This is a genomic window from Falsiroseomonas frigidaquae (assembly GCF_012163145.1).
GTDB classification, from domain to species: domain Bacteria; phylum Pseudomonadota; class Alphaproteobacteria; order Acetobacterales; family Acetobacteraceae; genus Falsiroseomonas; species Falsiroseomonas frigidaquae.
In genome coordinates this window covers 97668-112359 of sequence record NZ_JAAVTX010000010.1, presented here as the reverse complement: position 1 = coordinate 112359, position 14692 = coordinate 97668, and the positions used below count along the sequence as shown (strand labels likewise).

General features: G+C 65.1%; 18 protein-coding genes. 7 read left to right on the top strand and 11 right to left on the bottom strand.

Annotation, left to right across the window (positions count from 1 at the left end; all coding sequences use genetic code 11):
- Positions 1-150: 150 nt before the first annotated feature.
- Positions 151-1050: a dCTP deaminase domain-containing protein gene (locus tag HB662_RS27705; RefSeq protein ID WP_168055101.1), complete on the bottom strand. Its 900-nt coding sequence runs from the start codon at positions 1048-1050 to the stop codon at positions 151-153.
- 131 nt (positions 1051-1181) lie between these two features.
- Here HB662_RS27705 and HB662_RS27700 point away from each other — a divergent pair, with 131 nt between their 5' ends.
- From HB662_RS27700 to HB662_RS27675, 6 genes are read left to right on the top strand one after another with little or no spacing between them, the layout of a single operon-like run.
- Positions 1182-1484, top strand: coding sequence for a hypothetical protein (locus HB662_RS27700; protein WP_168055099.1), 303 nt, complete (start codon positions 1182-1184; stop codon positions 1482-1484).
- 1 nt (position 1485) lies between these two features.
- The gene (locus HB662_RS27695) at positions 1486-1836 is read left to right on the top strand and encodes a helix-turn-helix domain-containing protein (RefSeq protein ID WP_168055097.1); all 351 of its coding nucleotides are present in this window, start codon (positions 1486-1488) and stop codon (positions 1834-1836) included.
- A gap of 4 nt (positions 1837-1840) precedes the next feature.
- Positions 1841-2692, top strand: a complete 852-nt coding sequence (locus tag HB662_RS27690; RefSeq protein ID WP_168055095.1) for an ImmA/IrrE family metallo-endopeptidase — start codon at positions 1841-1843, stop codon at positions 2690-2692.
- Entirely contained in the window at positions 2679-3488 is an 810-nt protein-coding gene (locus HB662_RS27685; protein ID WP_168055093.1) for a thymidylate synthase family protein, read from the top strand. Before HB662_RS27690 ends, HB662_RS27685 begins: the two co-directional genes overlap by 14 nt.
- 59 nt (positions 3489-3547) lie before the next feature.
- On the top strand, positions 3548-4531 hold the full coding sequence (locus HB662_RS27680; protein WP_209443501.1) for a nucleotide kinase domain-containing protein: 984 nt from the start codon (positions 3548-3550) through the stop codon (positions 4529-4531).
- Positions 4528-5448 carry a nucleoside triphosphate pyrophosphohydrolase family protein gene (locus tag HB662_RS27675; RefSeq protein ID WP_168055091.1) on the top strand — a complete coding sequence of 307 codons (921 nt, stop codon included), beginning with the start codon at positions 4528-4530 and terminating at the stop codon, positions 5446-5448. The genes HB662_RS27680 and HB662_RS27675 overlap by 4 nt, the downstream gene beginning before the upstream one ends.
- Here the strand turns inward: HB662_RS27675 and HB662_RS27670 are convergent.
- The 8 genes from HB662_RS27670 to HB662_RS27635 form a co-directional block, all read right to left on the bottom strand.
- Positions 5391-5780 carry a holo-ACP synthase gene (locus HB662_RS27670; protein WP_168055089.1) on the bottom strand — a complete coding sequence of 130 codons (390 nt, stop codon included), beginning with the start codon at positions 5778-5780 and terminating at the stop codon, positions 5391-5393. The two genes, HB662_RS27675 and HB662_RS27670, sit on opposite strands and share 58 nt — an antisense overlap.
- An 18-nt stretch (positions 5781-5798) precedes the next feature.
- Complete coding sequence (locus HB662_RS27665) at positions 5799-5996, bottom strand: hypothetical protein (RefSeq protein ID WP_168055087.1); 198 nt, start codon at positions 5994-5996, stop codon at positions 5799-5801.
- Entirely contained in the window at positions 5986-7587 is a 1602-nt protein-coding gene (locus tag HB662_RS27660) for a patatin-like phospholipase family protein (RefSeq protein ID WP_168055085.1), read from the bottom strand. Before HB662_RS27660 ends, HB662_RS27665 begins: the two co-directional genes overlap by 11 nt.
- A gap of 304 nt (positions 7588-7891) precedes the next feature.
- Positions 7892-8692, bottom strand: a complete 801-nt coding sequence (locus HB662_RS27655; protein ID WP_168055083.1) for a segregation and condensation protein A — start codon at positions 8690-8692, stop codon at positions 7892-7894.
- Entirely contained in the window at positions 8682-9257 is a 576-nt protein-coding gene (locus HB662_RS27650; RefSeq protein WP_168055081.1) for a hypothetical protein, read from the bottom strand. Before HB662_RS27650 ends, HB662_RS27655 begins: the two co-directional genes overlap by 11 nt.
- A gap of 53 nt (positions 9258-9310) precedes the next feature.
- Entirely contained in the window at positions 9311-10306 is a 996-nt protein-coding gene (locus HB662_RS27645; RefSeq protein WP_245185961.1) for a tyrosine-type recombinase/integrase, read from the bottom strand.
- Positions 10303-10695, bottom strand: a complete 393-nt coding sequence (locus HB662_RS27640) for a PIN domain-containing protein (protein ID WP_168055079.1) — start codon at positions 10693-10695, stop codon at positions 10303-10305. Before HB662_RS27640 ends, HB662_RS27645 begins: the two co-directional genes overlap by 4 nt.
- On the bottom strand, positions 10692-10934 hold the full coding sequence (locus HB662_RS27635) for a type II toxin-antitoxin system Phd/YefM family antitoxin (RefSeq protein ID WP_168055077.1): 243 nt from the start codon (positions 10932-10934) through the stop codon (positions 10692-10694). The genes HB662_RS27640 and HB662_RS27635 overlap by 4 nt, the downstream gene beginning before the upstream one ends.
- A 594-nt stretch (positions 10935-11528) precedes the next feature.
- Between HB662_RS27635 and HB662_RS27630 the strand changes: the two genes are divergently transcribed.
- Positions 11529-12485, top strand: a complete 957-nt coding sequence (locus HB662_RS27630; protein WP_168055075.1) for a replication protein RepA — start codon at positions 11529-11531, stop codon at positions 12483-12485.
- Positions 12486-12667: 182 nt separating this feature from the next.
- Here the strand turns inward: HB662_RS27630 and HB662_RS27625 are convergent, their stop codons facing one another.
- Positions 12668-13414, bottom strand: a complete 747-nt coding sequence (locus tag HB662_RS27625; RefSeq protein WP_168055073.1) for a hypothetical protein — start codon at positions 13412-13414, stop codon at positions 12668-12670.
- A complete protein-coding gene (locus HB662_RS27620) occupies positions 13411-14103 on the bottom strand; it encodes a ParA family protein (RefSeq protein ID WP_168055071.1) in 693 nt (230 codons plus the stop codon). Before HB662_RS27620 ends, HB662_RS27625 begins: the two co-directional genes overlap by 4 nt.
- Positions 14104-14692 lie beyond the last annotated feature (589 nt).

Sequence of the window (14692 nt, the reverse complement as noted above, 5' to 3'; positions counted from 1 at the left end):
ACCATGCGCCTTCGCATCGCCCGCGAACTCGCCCGCAGTATGCCGCGATGTCCTTGCTGCCACCGCCTCACCCAGCGCCACTATTATATGACACAGTAGTAATAGTCCGCTCCACGAAACCATGCCCGCCGATCAATCCTGGCCAGACAATTAGTTGTCAGTTTTATCTCGCGAGTCGGCGGCGTTCCGTTCGGGTGGCCGCGGCACCACCGGTGCCACGCCATTTCTTGCCGCCGGGGTTGCCTGCTCATCGTCCGTCCTCCCAGTCGCAGGAGGCGGTGCGGTGATGGCGACAGGTGCAGCAGGAAACAGACGGTCACCGAGCATCTTGACGCCGGCTCCGACAATGGCGCCGGCCACGACCGCCGCAATGCCGAAGCCCAGCAGGATCTTGTTCTGTCGCTCCTTGAGCTCTACGACCTCGTCCCGAAAGTCATCCTGCTTGTTCGCGATCTTCTTGATCTCAGCGTCCTGCTTCACAGAAACGTCGGCGATGTTCTTCTCGACACGCTTTTCGAGTGCATAGATAGAGTCGACCACGCCCGTGATGGTACTAATAATCGCAGGAGGAATGCCCTCGTGACCTGGGGCGCGCTTACGCTTCTCCGAGGGCGCATCAAGGTCGGCGATCCACAACAGGAAGACAGGGAGCCTCCGCTCCAAGTGTATCGTGCTCGGGCCCGCGTTGAAGACCGTGAAGATCAGCCGACCGCTCCAGCCCGGATCAACGTGGAAGCCCGATACGTTGACGAGGCCCTTCAGCTTGTAAGTCGCCTTGACGGAGATGAACCCCATCACCTCCGGCGGAATCGTGATCTTCTCTTCGGTCAGGAGAAAAGCGAACTGTCCTGGCGGGATCGTCATCCCTTGACCGATGTCGAGCGGCTGCTTGGTGTGCGTTCGCGGCGACGGATGCTCCAGGCCAGGGGTCACATAATATTCGGGCCCGACCCGTAGCGTCAGCGCGTTGCAGTCGACCATCCCGGGGTCCGGGTTATCAGTCAACCGCGCAAGGTGCGCTTCCAGCTTTTGACTGCTCCAGAACGCCATTCCGCTCTCCTCGCAGACCATTCCTGTAGCGTCCGCCGGGCGCGCAATCCAGCCGCCCCCACTTTTCCGCAGCTCCCCCTTGAACTCCGTGATCCGTAAGAATATCTTACCGACCGTAAGGAGAGGGTGGCATGACGCTCGATGACGCCAGGAAAGCCCTGATCGAGGTTCTTAAAGACATCCAGGCCCGTAGCGGACTCGGCTGCCCGCAGCTCGACGGCTCGGTCGTGCCGCCGAAGGCGCTCGAAAAGTTCGACAGCACCGTCTGGCCGGCGGCCACAACTTTGGTTGCCCGCAAGCTCGGCGTGAAGATACCGCCCGACGTCCACATCTTCGGCGGCGAAAAGGGAGGACCGCTTTTGACGATCGACCAATCGGCCAAGCTCATCTGCGACAAGTCGCGGGCCAAAAACGCCGTTAAGGCGGCCGCCTGAGATGGACGATGTCGAACGCCGCCGCGCCATCGCTGCTCGGCTCCGCGAGGCGCGCCGCCTGTCTGGTCTCAGCCAAGGCCAGGCGGCTCAGCGTATGAACATGCACCGACCCACGGTCAGCGAGATCGAGGCCGGGAACCGGCGCGTCAGCGCCGAAGAGCTCAGCCGCTTCGCCACCCTCTACGAGGTTTCGACGAGCTATCTCACGGGCGAGTCGCCCAAGGCGATGGCCCTTGACGATCCCCGCCTTCAGCTTGCCGCCCGCGAGCTCCAGAAGCTGCCGAAGGAGTCGCTGGATAAGCTGCTCCAGGCACTCGCCGCAATGCGGTCGGACGACGAGGAAGGGGGCTGACGGCATGGACCGGAAGGACCTTCTCCGACAAGGGATGCAGGCTGCGACCGACCTGCGCGACCGGCTCGACCTTGATCAGTTCGGGCCGGCAGACCCCTATGCGGCGGCCGAGCGTCTCGGCGTGACGGTCCGCTTCCTCGATACCAGCATGGAAGGCTTCTACTTCAAGCAGGGTCCTGGCCGCATCCTCCTGTCGTCGCTCCGACCGGTTCCCCGGCGCGCCTTCACCTGCGCGCACGAACTCGGCCACCACTGCTTCGGTCACGGCTCGACCATCGACCAGCTGCAAGAGGACGAGAGGCCGGACTCAGGCAAACCGGAAGAGGTTCTGGCCAACGCCTTCGCCGCATTTTTCCTGATGCCCTCGGTGGGACTGCGCGGCGCGTTCGCCCGGCGCGGCTGGAGCCCTGCGACAGCCTCGCCGCTTCAGATCTTCATCGTGGCCTGCCAGTTCGGCGTCGGCTACGTCACTTTAATCAACCATCTGAGCTACACGCTGCAGGGAATCAGCGCCGCTCGCCGGACGGAGCTTGGGCGCTGGACCCCGCAACGCATCCGCCGTGAAATTCTCGACCACGACTACGACTCCTTCATGGTGGTCGATGATCAGAACGAAGCGGCCACCGTCGATGTCGAAAAGGGTGCGGCTGTTCTGCTTCCCTTAGGAGTCGACGCCGAAGGTACCGCGATCGAACATGTGCGCTCGTTAGACGAGTTCGACCTCTACCGCGCCGTGAGGCGCGGCATCGCCACTGTGACAGGCTCGAGCGAGCCGTTCGAGGTTCGTGTCATGCCCAAAGATTATGTCGGCCCCGCCGCCAACCGCTTCCTGGAGGATCCCGATGAGCAAGACTGACGGAAAATCCGTAAGGATCGTCGCCGACAATCTCTCGCTCGGTTGGGCGGAGGTGATGCTGGAACTGACCCGGCCCGGCATCACGCGCATCACGCCTTTGACGCTAGTGATCCGCGGCTTCGACGCGGCCGGCGTTGCCGCCGAAGTCCCGCAGATCCGCACCGCGGTCGACGCGTTCCTTAAGGCGCAGGAAAAGCGGGACACCGAGAACGTCGCCTGGACGATCTTTCCTCAACGCTACTGGGATATCTCAGGCGGCGACCGCGAAGCGTTTTTCGAACTCTTCATCGAAAGCTTCGAGCGCGTGCAAGAGTTTAACCCGCGCAACAACAGGCGGGGGTCCTACTTCCAGCGGCTCGTCGATCTGAACGGCAACGGCAAGGGCCCGAACCAATTGAAGTGGATGCTTGACGACTACGAGGCGCACCCCAGGGCGCGCCGTACGTCGAAATTTCAAGCGACCACCTTCGACCCCGCGCGGGACCACAGCTCTGCAAGCCTATTGGAGTTCCCCTGTCTCCAGCAGGTGAGCTTCACCTTCGACGGCAGTGCGCTCCACCTGAACGCCTTCTACGCGACCCAACAGATCGCCCGGAAGGCGTACGGCAACTACCTTGGCCTTGCGCGCCTGGGCGCCTTCATGGCGAACCAGATGAAGCTTCGCTTCGAGCAGCTGAACGTCTTCGTCGGCATGGCGCAGATGGACGTGACGAAATCGCATCCGGACGTGCTGGAACTGATGACGGTGGTGAAGCAGCACGTCGATGGAGCTCGAACGGTGCCGGTCGACGCGTGAGGACCAGACGTCTATTTCTTTCCGGGCCGTCCCGCATCCGCGGCCTTCAGCGGACGCCCGTGTTCGATCTCTACTGGCGCTTTGCTTGCGAACGCCAGGCGATCTATTTTCGCCGTCTTGAAGGCAAAGGACCGCCCTGGACTGAGGACCCGATCCTCCAGAGCTTCAAGTTTACCAATGCTTATCGCGCCGCCGACCGGGTCAGCCAATATCTGATCCGGCGCGTCATCTACGATGAGCGCTACCCCGATGCACCGGCGGAGGTCGTTTTCCGCACGCTCCTATTCAAGTTCTTCAACAAGATCTCGACATGGGAGCTGCTCGAGCACCGCTTTGGGCTCCTGACCTGGCAGTCCTTCGATCCCTACGCTTATGATCAGGTGCTGGCCGAGGCGTTGACGTCCGGCCGGCGGCTCTACTCGGCCGCCTACATCATTCCGCCCGTGTCACTCGATCAAACCCGCACGAAACATCGGGGGCACCTGAAACTGCTCGGCCTCATGCTCGAAAGCAGCTTTGTGCCGCGTCTGCAGCAGAGCCGCGACCTCCAAGAAGTCTTTGAACTCCTAAAGAGCTTTCCCTCGCTCGGAGACTTCCTCGCCTTTCAGCTCGCGATCGACCTCAACTACACGAGCGTGATCGACCATGACGAGGCCAGCTTCGTTGTTGCGGGTCCCGGCGCGCGCGACGGGCTCGCCAAGACGTTCTTAAATGCGGAGGCCGTTCCCGCCGACGCGCTGATCGCGCACATGATGGAGGAGCAAGGGAGCGAACTCGCCCGGCTTGGGCTCTCGTTCCGCTCACTCTGGGGTCGGCCTTTGCAGCTGATCGATTGCCAGAACCTGTTCTGCGAGATCAGCAAATACACGCGCGTCTCGCATCCCGAAATTGCGGGTCTTTCGGGCCGGACGCGGATCAAGCAAATGTTCCGGCCGCAGGGCGCGCCGACGCAACCCTGGTTTCCGCCCAAATGGGGCCTGAACGGCAAGATTCCGACCTACGCCTCGACTCCTTCCTCCGACCTTTTTGGCGATGCGCTATGAAGCTTTCCGATTTTCAGAAGCAGGCTCTGCTTACTGATCGCACGCCCGCCTCAACCAACATGTCGGCCGATGCCGCCCGGCTGATCCCGCTTCTCGGGCTCGCCGGGGAAGCTGGACAGCTGCTCGCCGAGTACAAGAAGCGCCTGCGTGACGGACCCGGCCATGTCCTGTTTGTCGATCGCGTCAGCGAGGAACTCGGCGATATCCTTTGGTATGTTGCCAATCTCGCTAGCAAGTACGACCTCGATCTCGAAGACATTGCCCGGCAGAATCTCCTCAAGGTCGCCTCGCTCTATCTTGACCACGACGCCCCCCACCGCTTCGATGCCGATTACAGCGAGAGCGAACGTTTTCCACGCCGCTTCATTGCGACCTTCCGCGAGATCCGTGAAGGCGCGCGCGTGGAGGTGTGGACAGAAATCGACGGCCGCCTCGTCGGGTCGGCGCTCACCGATAACGCCTATGAAGACGACGGCTATCGTTTCCACGACATCTTCCACATGGCCTATGCCGCGATTCTCGGCTGGTCACCGGTTCTTCGCAGCCTGATGCGGCTCAAGCGCCGCAGCCGGCCGTTGATCGATGAAGTCGAGGATGGGGGACGCGCAGCGGTGATCGAAGAAGGCATCGCCGCCGTGGCGTTCGACTATGCGCGCAAGCACCAGTTCCTGGATGGCGTTCCCGATGTCGACGAGGCGCTCCTCACTACGCTTCGTGGCATGGGCGCCCATCTGGAAGTCGCCTCGCAGCCTCCTTCCGCCTGGCGGCAAGCCGTGCTCGACGGCTTCGCCACGTGGCGCGCGTTGATGAAGAATGGTGGGGGCAAGGTCGAAGCCGATCTCGACCGCCGCACGATCCGTTACCTCGGGCCGCCCGACAGCGCGATCACGACGGCTGCGGCCGACGTCGCCGAGTGAGTCAGGCTCACGAGGAAGCTGGTGACGCCACGTGCGTGAGCAAGTTCTTTGGCCGATCCATGGAGAACAACGACCGGCACCCCGTCCTCACCCGCGACCGTCTCGATCTCCGGAAGCCCCACGCCCTCGCCCCCGCCGAGCGCCTTAAACGTTGCTTCCTTAACGGCGAAACGCGCCGCTAGGCGGGCCAACCGATCGGCGCCTGTACCAGCAGTTTCAATCTCACGTTCAGTGAAACAGCGCGCTAGGAGCTCGGGATCCTCATCCCCATAGTGGACGCGGAAATGCGTAAGATCGATAAGGTCAAGGCCGAGCCCGATCAGAACGCTCATCCCTAGCCCTGGCAAGACTTAGCGGGCGGCGCTTTCGCGCAATTGCAGGTCGCTGATCTGGCTTAGCTTGCGCTTCCGGTCATCAGAGAACGATTTGGCGTCCGCCACAACCTTCTCGACCGACTTACCATGCCGCGCAAGCAACGCCTTTTTCTTGGCGTCAGCCTTGACGCTGCTGCCGGCCTGGATGGCGAACGTGCTGCTTTTAAGGGCCATGATCGTCTTCCAGCTCCTTCAGCTCATGTAATACCAAATCGAAGAAGTCCTTGACAGCCTCTTCTACGGCCTCAAGCGCGCTCGCCGTCTCAGCGCTCTGGGGCAGCGCGATGTTCCCATCGAGCTGAACCAGCAGGCGCGGCTCACTCGACGCCTCGTCCAAGATGGGGATGCACATCACCCATTTCACGTCCGCCCAGCGCGCCTTCCGGCGCAGGCGGTTCGCGTCGCCCGGAAGGTCGCGCTCGGGCGCGAGCGGATAGGTCTCTACTCGGCTTTCTCGCTCCCCCCAGGCCGCGCCTGCTACCGATCCCTCCAGCGGTACGAGCATGGACTCGTCAGGGTCATCCTCGAACCCGACGCTGTGCGAAAGTCTGAGCGAGTGCATATAGCCGCGCTCAAGGCGGCCTACTGCGACCCGGACGCGAGGCCCGCCCGGACGGCCGCCTGCTGGAAGGCCGAGCCCGTCGACAGCGAGCGCCTGCGCCACTTGGCACGCGTTCCGATAGATTTCGGGAAGTCGAAATAGACGCTTGTCGAGCCGCACGCCCGCTGCCTCCGCGACCTGGCGAACTTCGGCCGCGGCTTGGATGCCCGACTTGTCGAAGTCGAGCAAATCGAAGCTTGTCGGCAGCGCTAGCTGCTCGGCGGGCCCCGCAACCCGCAGGTTAAGCTCTCCCGACCCAAACAACGCCGTTCGGACCGCGGCCGGCAGCCAGCTGTAACGGCCGAGCGTCCGACCCGGCGTGCGATCTTCGATCTCCACGGCGATCGTCAGCGCTTCGGGGTCCAGCTCCCGTTCCTCATCGAAGGGCCAAGCCGGAAGGTTCGAGACGATCCCGCCATCGACATGGAGTTCGCCATCGATCGTCCAGGGCCGGAAGATCACCGGCAGGCAGATTGAAGCGGCAACCGCATCAGCGACCGGGGTGTCCGGCGTTCGATCGGCCGAGAATAAGTGCAGAGCGCGCAAAGAGAGATTTGCACTGACGATCTTCAGCTCCGGTCGGCCGTCTCGCCCGAAGTCGCCCATGCGAACCACGCGGTCCGGTTCGTGCGGGAAGAGTTGACGCCTCAGCAATTCGGCCAACGCATCACGAAAACGGCGCACGTCCGCCAGCCCGCCCATCACCTGTCGATAGGAAAGCCATAGGGCAGCGCCGGTGGCCGCCCACGCACCAATGGCCCACCAGAGCGTATGCCCCGGGGCCAGCCAGACGATGAGAAGCGCTAACAGCAGGGGGATCGCCCAGAAAGCCCCTGCCAACATGGGAAACGGCAGGCGCTGCCGGAGCAGCCATCGAAAGACCCGCACCCTGAGCCAGCCGGCTTTGCCGAAAAGGTCCGTCGCGCGGCTCACCTTGGGATCGATCGCGGACAGGCGCTCCAGGATTGTACGTCCAATTGCGCCATCTATCAGGTCGTCTGCGCGAAACCCTGACGCCACGAGCGCGGCCACAATGGCGCCCGCGGACGTTCCCGCAACGCCCTTCAGCGCGACATCGCGCGCCTCGAGCGCCTTCAAGGCGCCGACATGCACCACGCCCTTCGCTCCACCCCCCGCGAAAGCAACGAATGCGCGATGCGCCATGATAACAGCCAGCTCCAATCGATCCGAGTTCATGCCGACCCGGTAAGAAGGCACAATATCGAATAGGTTGGTAGCGCGTTACGCCGAACCAGGACCCCGCCCAGATTGGTTTTGTCGCTTCGGATACGCAACCAAAAAGGCGCGAGAGGGTCTCAATCGGCGCCGCTCGAGATCCCATCTACTTGCCTGTTTTCTATCTAAAATCAGATGTCTACGGCCATTCTGGGCGGGGTCCCGTTTCAGCGCTTATGCATAGCTGGTAGCCCGCCACCGCCCCACGCTCTGGCCCGGGCGCTTCAGAGAGCTATCGGCTGCGAGTATGCAAGCTGATCTCGCCAAAGGCGCTGTCCTGCTCGAGCGTGACCGCCCCGTGACGCCCGAGTTCAAGTGCCGCCACCAGTGTGCTGGCCAGCGCCGCCCGCCGCTGCAGGAGTGTCCGCGTCCTGTAACCGCCACGCGGAACGAAGTGGGCGAGCGGCGCGCGCTGCCCGGGCAGCGCGGCCAGCATGTCGCGGATCCTCGCCAGCGCGTCCGGTACGCGCCAGAGCGGCGGCGGGTTCGGCCGGTAGACGCGCTGGCGCATCGGCAGGGCGATCAGCCGCAGGCAGGCGCGCAGCATCTCGGTGATGTCGGCCAGCGGCATCGGCTGCGGCTCTACCACCGGCGCCCCCTGCCCGAAGACCTCTCGGCCCAGCTGCGGCCGCCGCTCGAGCCAGTCCGCCATCGCCCGCACCGCCGCGCGGTCGGCCAGCCGCCGCCGCAGCGCGGCCGCCTCCGCCTGCGCCGCCCGGTCCGCCTCGGAGCCCGGCGGCAGCAGCAGCCGCGAGCGCAGCAGCAGCAGCCAGGCGGCCATGACCAGCCAGTCCGCCATCTGCGACAGCGGCACGCGCCGGCCGGCGATGGCGCGCTCCACCGCCGCGCCGAAGGCCTCCGCCAGCGCCACGACCGAGATCGCGGCGAGGTCGACCCGCTGCGCCCGGGCGAGCTCCAGCAGCAGGTCGAGCGGTCCCTCATAGCTGCCGAGCCGCAGCGCCGGCGCGCCGGAGTTGCCCAGCTCGGCGCGCCGGGGCGTGTCGAGGAGGGAGGCATCGCCGTCAGGGGCCATCGTAGAGTGGCCGCAGGTCGAGGCGCAGCCCGGGCCAACGGGTGCGCAGCGCCAACAGCGCCGGCCAAGGGGTCCAGTCCGCCGACCAGAACCCCGCCCAGAACAGACCCGGGTCGCGCCGCCGCGCCCCGCCGCGTCCGCCGATCGGCAGCTCCACCACGCCGCGCAGCGCCTCCGCCGTGCCCCAGTGCGACCAGAGCCAGGCGCGGCTGTCCCGGTGGTCCGGCCCAAGCCGCAGCAGGCGGTCGGGCACCGGCAGCAGCCGGTGCAAGTCGAGCGGGCAGTCCCGGCTCTGCGGCGCCCGCTCGGCCACCAGCTGGCTCCGCGCCTCCACCGCATCGCGGAGCTGGCCTGCGAGAATCCGCGCGCCCTCCAGGCTGATGGTGCGACGGGCCGGCGGCGGCGGGGCGAGCAGCAGGTGAAACCAGCCCTCGGCTGCGGCACCGTGGTCATGGGTCCAGGGGATCACGCCCGCGCCGGCGGCGGCAGCCCGGAACAGCGCCACCGTCTCCGGCGCGCCCGTAACCCTCAGGTGGTGGTAGAGCCAGTCGGTGTCAGCCGGCACAAGGGGCGCGGCCGCCCCCTCCCCTGCCCGCGCTTCGCCCACCGTCGCCGCGGTCACAGGTCGAGCAGCTTCGTCGCGCTCTCCGTCACCAGCTTCGCGCGTCGGACATAGCCACGCATGGTCTTGAGGTCGCGGTGGCGGGTGTGGTCCATGACCTGCTCGTCACGGGCGCCGGCCATATAGGCCTCGGTAACGAAGCCCGCCCGCAACCCGTGCGGCGACAGGCGCTCGCCGCCTTCCACCGTGATTCGGGCGGCTGAAGCGCGCTTGCGCAGGATGTCGCGCACGGCATCGCCGCCCAGCGCCCGGTGCTCGATCGTCCCCCAGCGGTCGATCTTGCGAAAGACCGGGCCGTAGCGGCAGTCCGAGATCTCGAGCCAGGCCTCAAGGGCGCGCACCGGGCAGGTCTCGGGGCGCTTGCCACGGGTGATGCCGAGCTCGACCCCCCTGCCCTCCCCGTCGGTCTTGGAGGTGGGGATCAGCAGCCGCAGCCCGGCCTCGGTGAAGCGCAGGTGTTCGCGCTCCACCGCCACCAGTTCGGAGCGGCGCAGCGCCCCGGCGAAGCCCAGCAGCAGCAGTGCCCGGTCGCGCAGGCCGGCGAGGTCGCCACCACAGGCGGCGACAAGCTTCTTCAGCTCGGCCGAGGTCAGGGCGGCTGCCTGGCGCCTGCGACTGCCATGGGTCCGAAAGATGCCGCGCAGCGTGGTGCGGAGGACGGGATGGCCGGCGGACCAGTCAAACCCGCGCAGGCGATGGGCATGGCCGATCGCGGCCAGCCGGCGCTCGAGGGCGGAGCGGCCGTAGAGCGGCGCCTGCGCGGCAAGATAGGCGGCCACCGCCGCCGGCTCGGCCGGCAGCGGGGCGCAGCCGGCGGCCTGGCACCAGGCTGTGAAGTGGGCCCAGTCGGTCGCGTAAGCGCGCAGCGTCTCGGGCGCCAGCGCGTCGCGGGCATAGGCGCGGGCGGCGGCCAGGGCCTCCGTCGCAACGGCGGTCGGCATCGTGGCGGTGGCCGGTTCCCGGGCCATCAAGGGCGCCAGCGCCTCACTCATCGCGCCGGCTCCGCCCCGAACAGGCGGACGTCATAGGCGGACAGGGCGGCGTCGATGCTGACCAGGGTGAGGTCCTCCACCCGCGCCTGCGCCACGAGCATGCGGTCGAAGGGATCGCCGTGGTGGCGCGGCAGGGCGCCGGCGGCGACGCCATGGGCGGCCCGGATCGGCAGGTGCTCCATCCCGGCCCGCTCGAGGATCGCGTCGATCCGTTCGAGCGGGAAACGCAGCCGCCCGAGCGCGGCCTTGATGGAGATTTCCCAGACGGAGGCCGCACTGACCAAGACCTCGTTGCCGGGTGCCGCGACGGCAGCCACGACGGCCGCGGGCAGGCGCGCGGTGTCAGTGACGGCCCAGATGAGGATCTGAGTGTCGAGGAGGAGCCTCACGGATCCTTGCCATCGAAGGCGCGCGCCAGATCGTGGGGGAGCGGCGCGTCGAAGTCGGGCCCGACCCAGACCTCGTTGCCGAGGAAGCCGAGCTCGCGCGGCCGGGTCCGCACCGCCAGCGGCACCAGGCGGGCCAGCGGGCGGCCGCCCTTGGCGATGACGATCTCCTCGCCGGCGGCGGCGCGGTCGACCAGGCGGGAGAGTTGGGTTTTGGCCTCGTACAGATTGACCTGGGACATACGCGGCCTCCTGACCAAGGTTGGTCTTTCTCTTCCAGTACCGCGCTTGGTCAAGCTTGGTCAATGAGCGAGGCCCCCGCCCCTGTCGGCTGGACTCTGGCGGAGAACCGCCATTGCGGCAAGCCTCTCCTCACACGCGGTAAGCGGGACTTATCGCGGGTGATGGTGAGCGCCTTGTGTTGGGCTGGAGATCTGGGCACTGCAAGGAGTGCGTATTGTGCTTCGGTGGGCTGCCAAGTCGCCGTCTTACCAAAGCGATCACATTGAACTCAGCCCGGGCGGTAGGGGCAAGAAACTGGACTCTTGCGGGAGCGTCGTGCGAGTCGCTTAAGGCGCTCGTCTTCCTACCCGACGAATTGGCAGTGATTGCCGAAACACTGAAGCTGATCTTTTCCGGGGAAAAGCTGGACTTTGCCGGGCAGTGCGTCAGATGACGTTCTGAAGCAAAATGAACGTCTTACGAGGTTATCCCCTGGACTTTGTCCGCCCTCTACAAGAATATCTACAAATAGTTCTGGCAAGACCCGATAGAGTCCAGCATGACGAATCTTAGCAGTGTTGGCACATTGGCAGCCATTCCGATGAGTGACCGCCATGGGTGAAGTCCACAGGCTATTGAAGGAAGCAGGCCGTGAGGCCGCGCTGCGGTCAGATTTTGACCGTCGGGTCATCGAGGCAGCGGCTGCTTACCTTGCCAGCGAAGACGTCGAGATCGGCTTTCTCTACTCAGGCTGGTCGCAGGCCGCCCTCCCCCATAAGCGCCTTCCAGACGATGCTCCCTGGCAGGTTACCACGGAACGGGTCACTCTCATCGTTCAGCCTGGCCTCCGCGCCGTACCAGGCGGGGAGCCGGTTAGCGTCGGCGTCCCCTACGGCAGCCGTGCACGCCTCATTTTGCTCTATTTACAGTCCGAGGCGCTACGTACGAATAGCCGCGAGATCGAGCTCGGGAAGAGCCTACACGCTTGGCTCCGCCGCCTGGGGATACCGATCGGCGGCAAGTCCATGAAGGACGTGCGCGACCAAGCAGAGCGGCTCAGCCGCTGCCGGATGACCTTCACTATTAAGCAAGGTAACCGCACCGGCTTGGTAAATCAGAACATCTTGGACACCTCGATGTTCGTAGAGGAAGACAACGCTCAGGGAAGCCTCTTCATCGAGACGGCGACGCTGTCGGACATGTTCTTTCAGCAGCTGAAGAAGCACCCTGTGCCAATCGAAGAATCAGCAGTCCGCCAGATCGCCAACAACAGCATGGCGCTCGACGTCTACTGCTGGCTTGCCTACCGTCTCCACGCACTGTCAGAACCCACGCCGATCGGCTGGCGAGCATTGCATCAGCAGTTCGGCCGTGGCGTGAAGCGGCTCGACCACTTCAAGGACCAGTTCAAAGACACGCTTAACCTGGCGACTGCCGTCTACCCCGACGCTGCTGTCGATGTGCACGAGCGCGGCATTACACTGCGTCCGTCTCGCCCGCCGGTGGCACCAAGCACGCCTCGGGTTGTGGCTTTAAGCGGTCGCGGACCACGGCGCTTAGCCGGCGGCTGATTCCGGTAGAGTCCAAATCCGGAACGAAGCCCCGGGAAAGTCCAGGCGAGGGTTATCCAGCGTAGTCCGTAGCTACACGAATCATCAGGGATCCTCGCGAGTCCCGCAGCGGCGCTTCCCGCCAGAGTCCAGGGTCGTTCAGGGCGAAGCGCGGCCTCTCCCGTACCCTTTCCTTAGCCCCCCTACGCAATAGCCTCGGCCTCGCCGTCGATGACTGGCGACATGAGCTCGTCGATCTGAGCTATCCGACGATCCACCACAGCCATTTCCTCGACCAAGCGAGCCCGCCTCTCACCAAGCCTGGCGCGCTCCTCCCGCAGCCGAGCTCGGTCAAGGCGCCCAGGCGGCAGCGGCTCAAGCCCATCGGCCGGCACCTCCCGCCGGAGCTGCATGATTTCGCGTCGCATCACGTCCGAACGGATCAGTCCCCTCTCGCGGGCAACACGGAGCTGAGGTTCCGAGAGCAGCGTGATCTGGTAGGCGGTGCCATAGCTCCCCGGGCACGCCTCGGCCGGTATGCGGCCACCATCGACTGCGCGGGCAATCTGCCGGAATTGGGTCGCTGTCGCGTCGGAGAAAGGAAACAGACGCTCTGTACCCTGGCGCAGGCGGGCGAACTCGGCCTTCGTCAGTTCGCCTTCGAGCGCGAGCAGTGCGCGGCCGATGGCCAAGAACGAATCACGAGCGTCGCCCCACTCCTTCTGGATCTCGCTCCGAGCGCGGAGAATACGCCGGACCTTCTCCTGATCCTCCGGCAGGCTAGTGCCGGCGAATATTTCGCCGATCGCCTGTAGCGCGGCAGGGTCCTCGACGCTGAGCGAGCGGAGTTCCTTGGCACGGGGATCGCGGACTTCGCCGAGGGGATCGTCCTCAGCCGCGAGGAAGGCCTTCAGCGCTGCCTTCGAGCGTTTGCCGGACGCAGCACTCACAGCCCGATCTCCCTGCGAACGTAGGCCCAGATCTCCTCGAAGGGTTCGATTCCCCGCGACTTGGAGTAGTCGAGCAGCGTGAGCCCCTTCGTGGAAGGCACGTGGATATCCTCCAGCTGCGGCAGCTCAGTCGGGCAGACGGAACCGGCCTTCACTAGGACGCCCCGCATTCGGGCGTAGCTCGTTGTGCGCCTGTTGGCGCGGTTGAGGACGACCGATGTGGTGAACCCCTTTGCGGCGAGCGCCTTCACCCAGGGAGCGACCGATTCAACGTCATCTTGCGTGCACACGGCCGGCACCAGAATCAGGTCAGCAACCTCGCCAAGACCGTCTATCGCTGGCAGGTGGTCCTCGACGCTGGGCGGAGTGTCTAGGATAGCAAGGCTATAGCCCTCGGTCCGGCGGAGCGCTCCGCGCCAGTCGCTCAGTGACACCGACTCTACGACCGCCTCGGCGAAATCTGGGAACGCCTCGCGCGTGCGTGCGCGCCGCGCGGCCCACTTCGACAAGGTCTGCTGGCGGTCGAAGTCGAGCCCAATTGCCTTGATGCCCGCTTGAGCAGCGCTCACGAGAATATGCCGGCTGAGTACGGACTTGCCCGATCCGCCCTTAGGGCTGCTAATCAGCAAGATGCGGCACCGAACATCCTTCGCCTCAACGGCGCGCTGGCGCGCGGCGGCCTGCGGCATCTCCTGGTTCCCTTAATCCCCAAAGGGCCATACCTTTCTATTCCGCGTCGTGTCTACAACGACGCAAGGGGGCAGGGGAAGAAAGCCCAAATTAGACATGTCTAATAGGCTTGACCGTCAAGGGCGGTGGGGGATGACCGATCTCAGCCAGAGTTAGGCAGCGGCGGCAAGCGCAAACATGGCGCCCTGCCTCCGCGCCGCACGTGTTCCTTCGGTGGTAAGCGCCAGGCGCCAAGGGCGGCTAAGTCGTGGCACTGCCCATAGCCAAATGCTCAGGCGCGCCACGGTGCAGCCAGCACATTTACCGTAAAAGACATGTGCCAATGAGGCGCCACATTGGCTTCGCCTTTCTGTTCAAGGCCTCTGTTGCGTAGCTACCAGACCACCCGGCTCGAGGTAGAGGGTGATTGTCCCTGCCCGCCAGCCGGTCCGCTCATCGCGGAAGGCTTGGCTGCGGGCAAGCGCGGGCCGAGGGTCCGGGTTCGCCTGCAGAATTGGTACCCAGGCTGCTGCAGCCGCCAATGATGCCCGAATCTGATGCTCGGCGATGGCTACCTCGCCAGGCAGGCTGATGCGACTGGCCCACCAG

What these genes read in the sequence shown, in the direction of transcription:
- HB662_RS27655 (WP_168055083.1), bottom strand. Translation starts at nt 8,692, where the DNA reads ATGGCCCCTGACGGCGATGCCTCCCTCCTCGACACGCCCCGGCGCGCC.
- HB662_RS27675 (WP_168055091.1), top strand. Translation starts at nt 4,528, where the DNA reads ATGAAGCTTTCCGATTTTCAGAAGCAGGCTCTGCTTACTGATCGCACG.
- HB662_RS27695 (WP_168055097.1), top strand. Translation starts at nt 1,486, where the DNA reads ATGGACGATGTCGAACGCCGCCGCGCCATCGCTGCTCGGCTCCGCGAG.
- HB662_RS27635 (WP_168055077.1), bottom strand. Translation starts at nt 10,934, where the DNA reads ATGTCCCAGGTCAATCTGTACGAGGCCAAAACCCAACTCTCCCGCCTG.
- HB662_RS27630 (WP_168055075.1), top strand. Translation starts at nt 11,529, where the DNA reads ATGGGTGAAGTCCACAGGCTATTGAAGGAAGCAGGCCGTGAGGCCGCG.
- HB662_RS27685 (WP_168055093.1), top strand. Translation starts at nt 2,679, where the DNA reads ATGAGCAAGACTGACGGAAAATCCGTAAGGATCGTCGCCGACAATCTC.
- HB662_RS27700 (WP_168055099.1), top strand. Translation starts at nt 1,182, where the DNA reads ATGACGCTCGATGACGCCAGGAAAGCCCTGATCGAGGTTCTTAAAGAC.
- HB662_RS27705 (WP_168055101.1), bottom strand. Translation starts at nt 1,050, where the DNA reads ATGGCGTTCTGGAGCAGTCAAAAGCTGGAAGCGCACCTTGCGCGGTTG.
- HB662_RS27665 (WP_168055087.1), bottom strand. Translation starts at nt 5,996, where the DNA reads ATGGCCCTTAAAAGCAGCACGTTCGCCATCCAGGCCGGCAGCAGCGTC.
- HB662_RS27660 (WP_168055085.1), bottom strand. Translation starts at nt 7,587, where the DNA reads ATGGCGCATCGCGCATTCGTTGCTTTCGCGGGGGGTGGAGCGAAGGGC.
- HB662_RS27690 (WP_168055095.1), top strand. Translation starts at nt 1,841, where the DNA reads ATGGACCGGAAGGACCTTCTCCGACAAGGGATGCAGGCTGCGACCGAC.
- HB662_RS27620 (WP_168055071.1), bottom strand. Translation starts at nt 14,103, where the DNA reads ATGCCGCAGGCCGCCGCGCGCCAGCGCGCCGTTGAGGCGAAGGATGTT.
- HB662_RS27670 (WP_168055089.1), bottom strand. Translation starts at nt 5,780, where the DNA reads ATGAGCGTTCTGATCGGGCTCGGCCTTGACCTTATCGATCTTACGCAT.
- HB662_RS27645 (WP_245185961.1), bottom strand. Translation starts at nt 10,306, where the DNA reads ATGAGTGAGGCGCTGGCGCCCTTGATGGCCCGGGAACCGGCCACCGCC.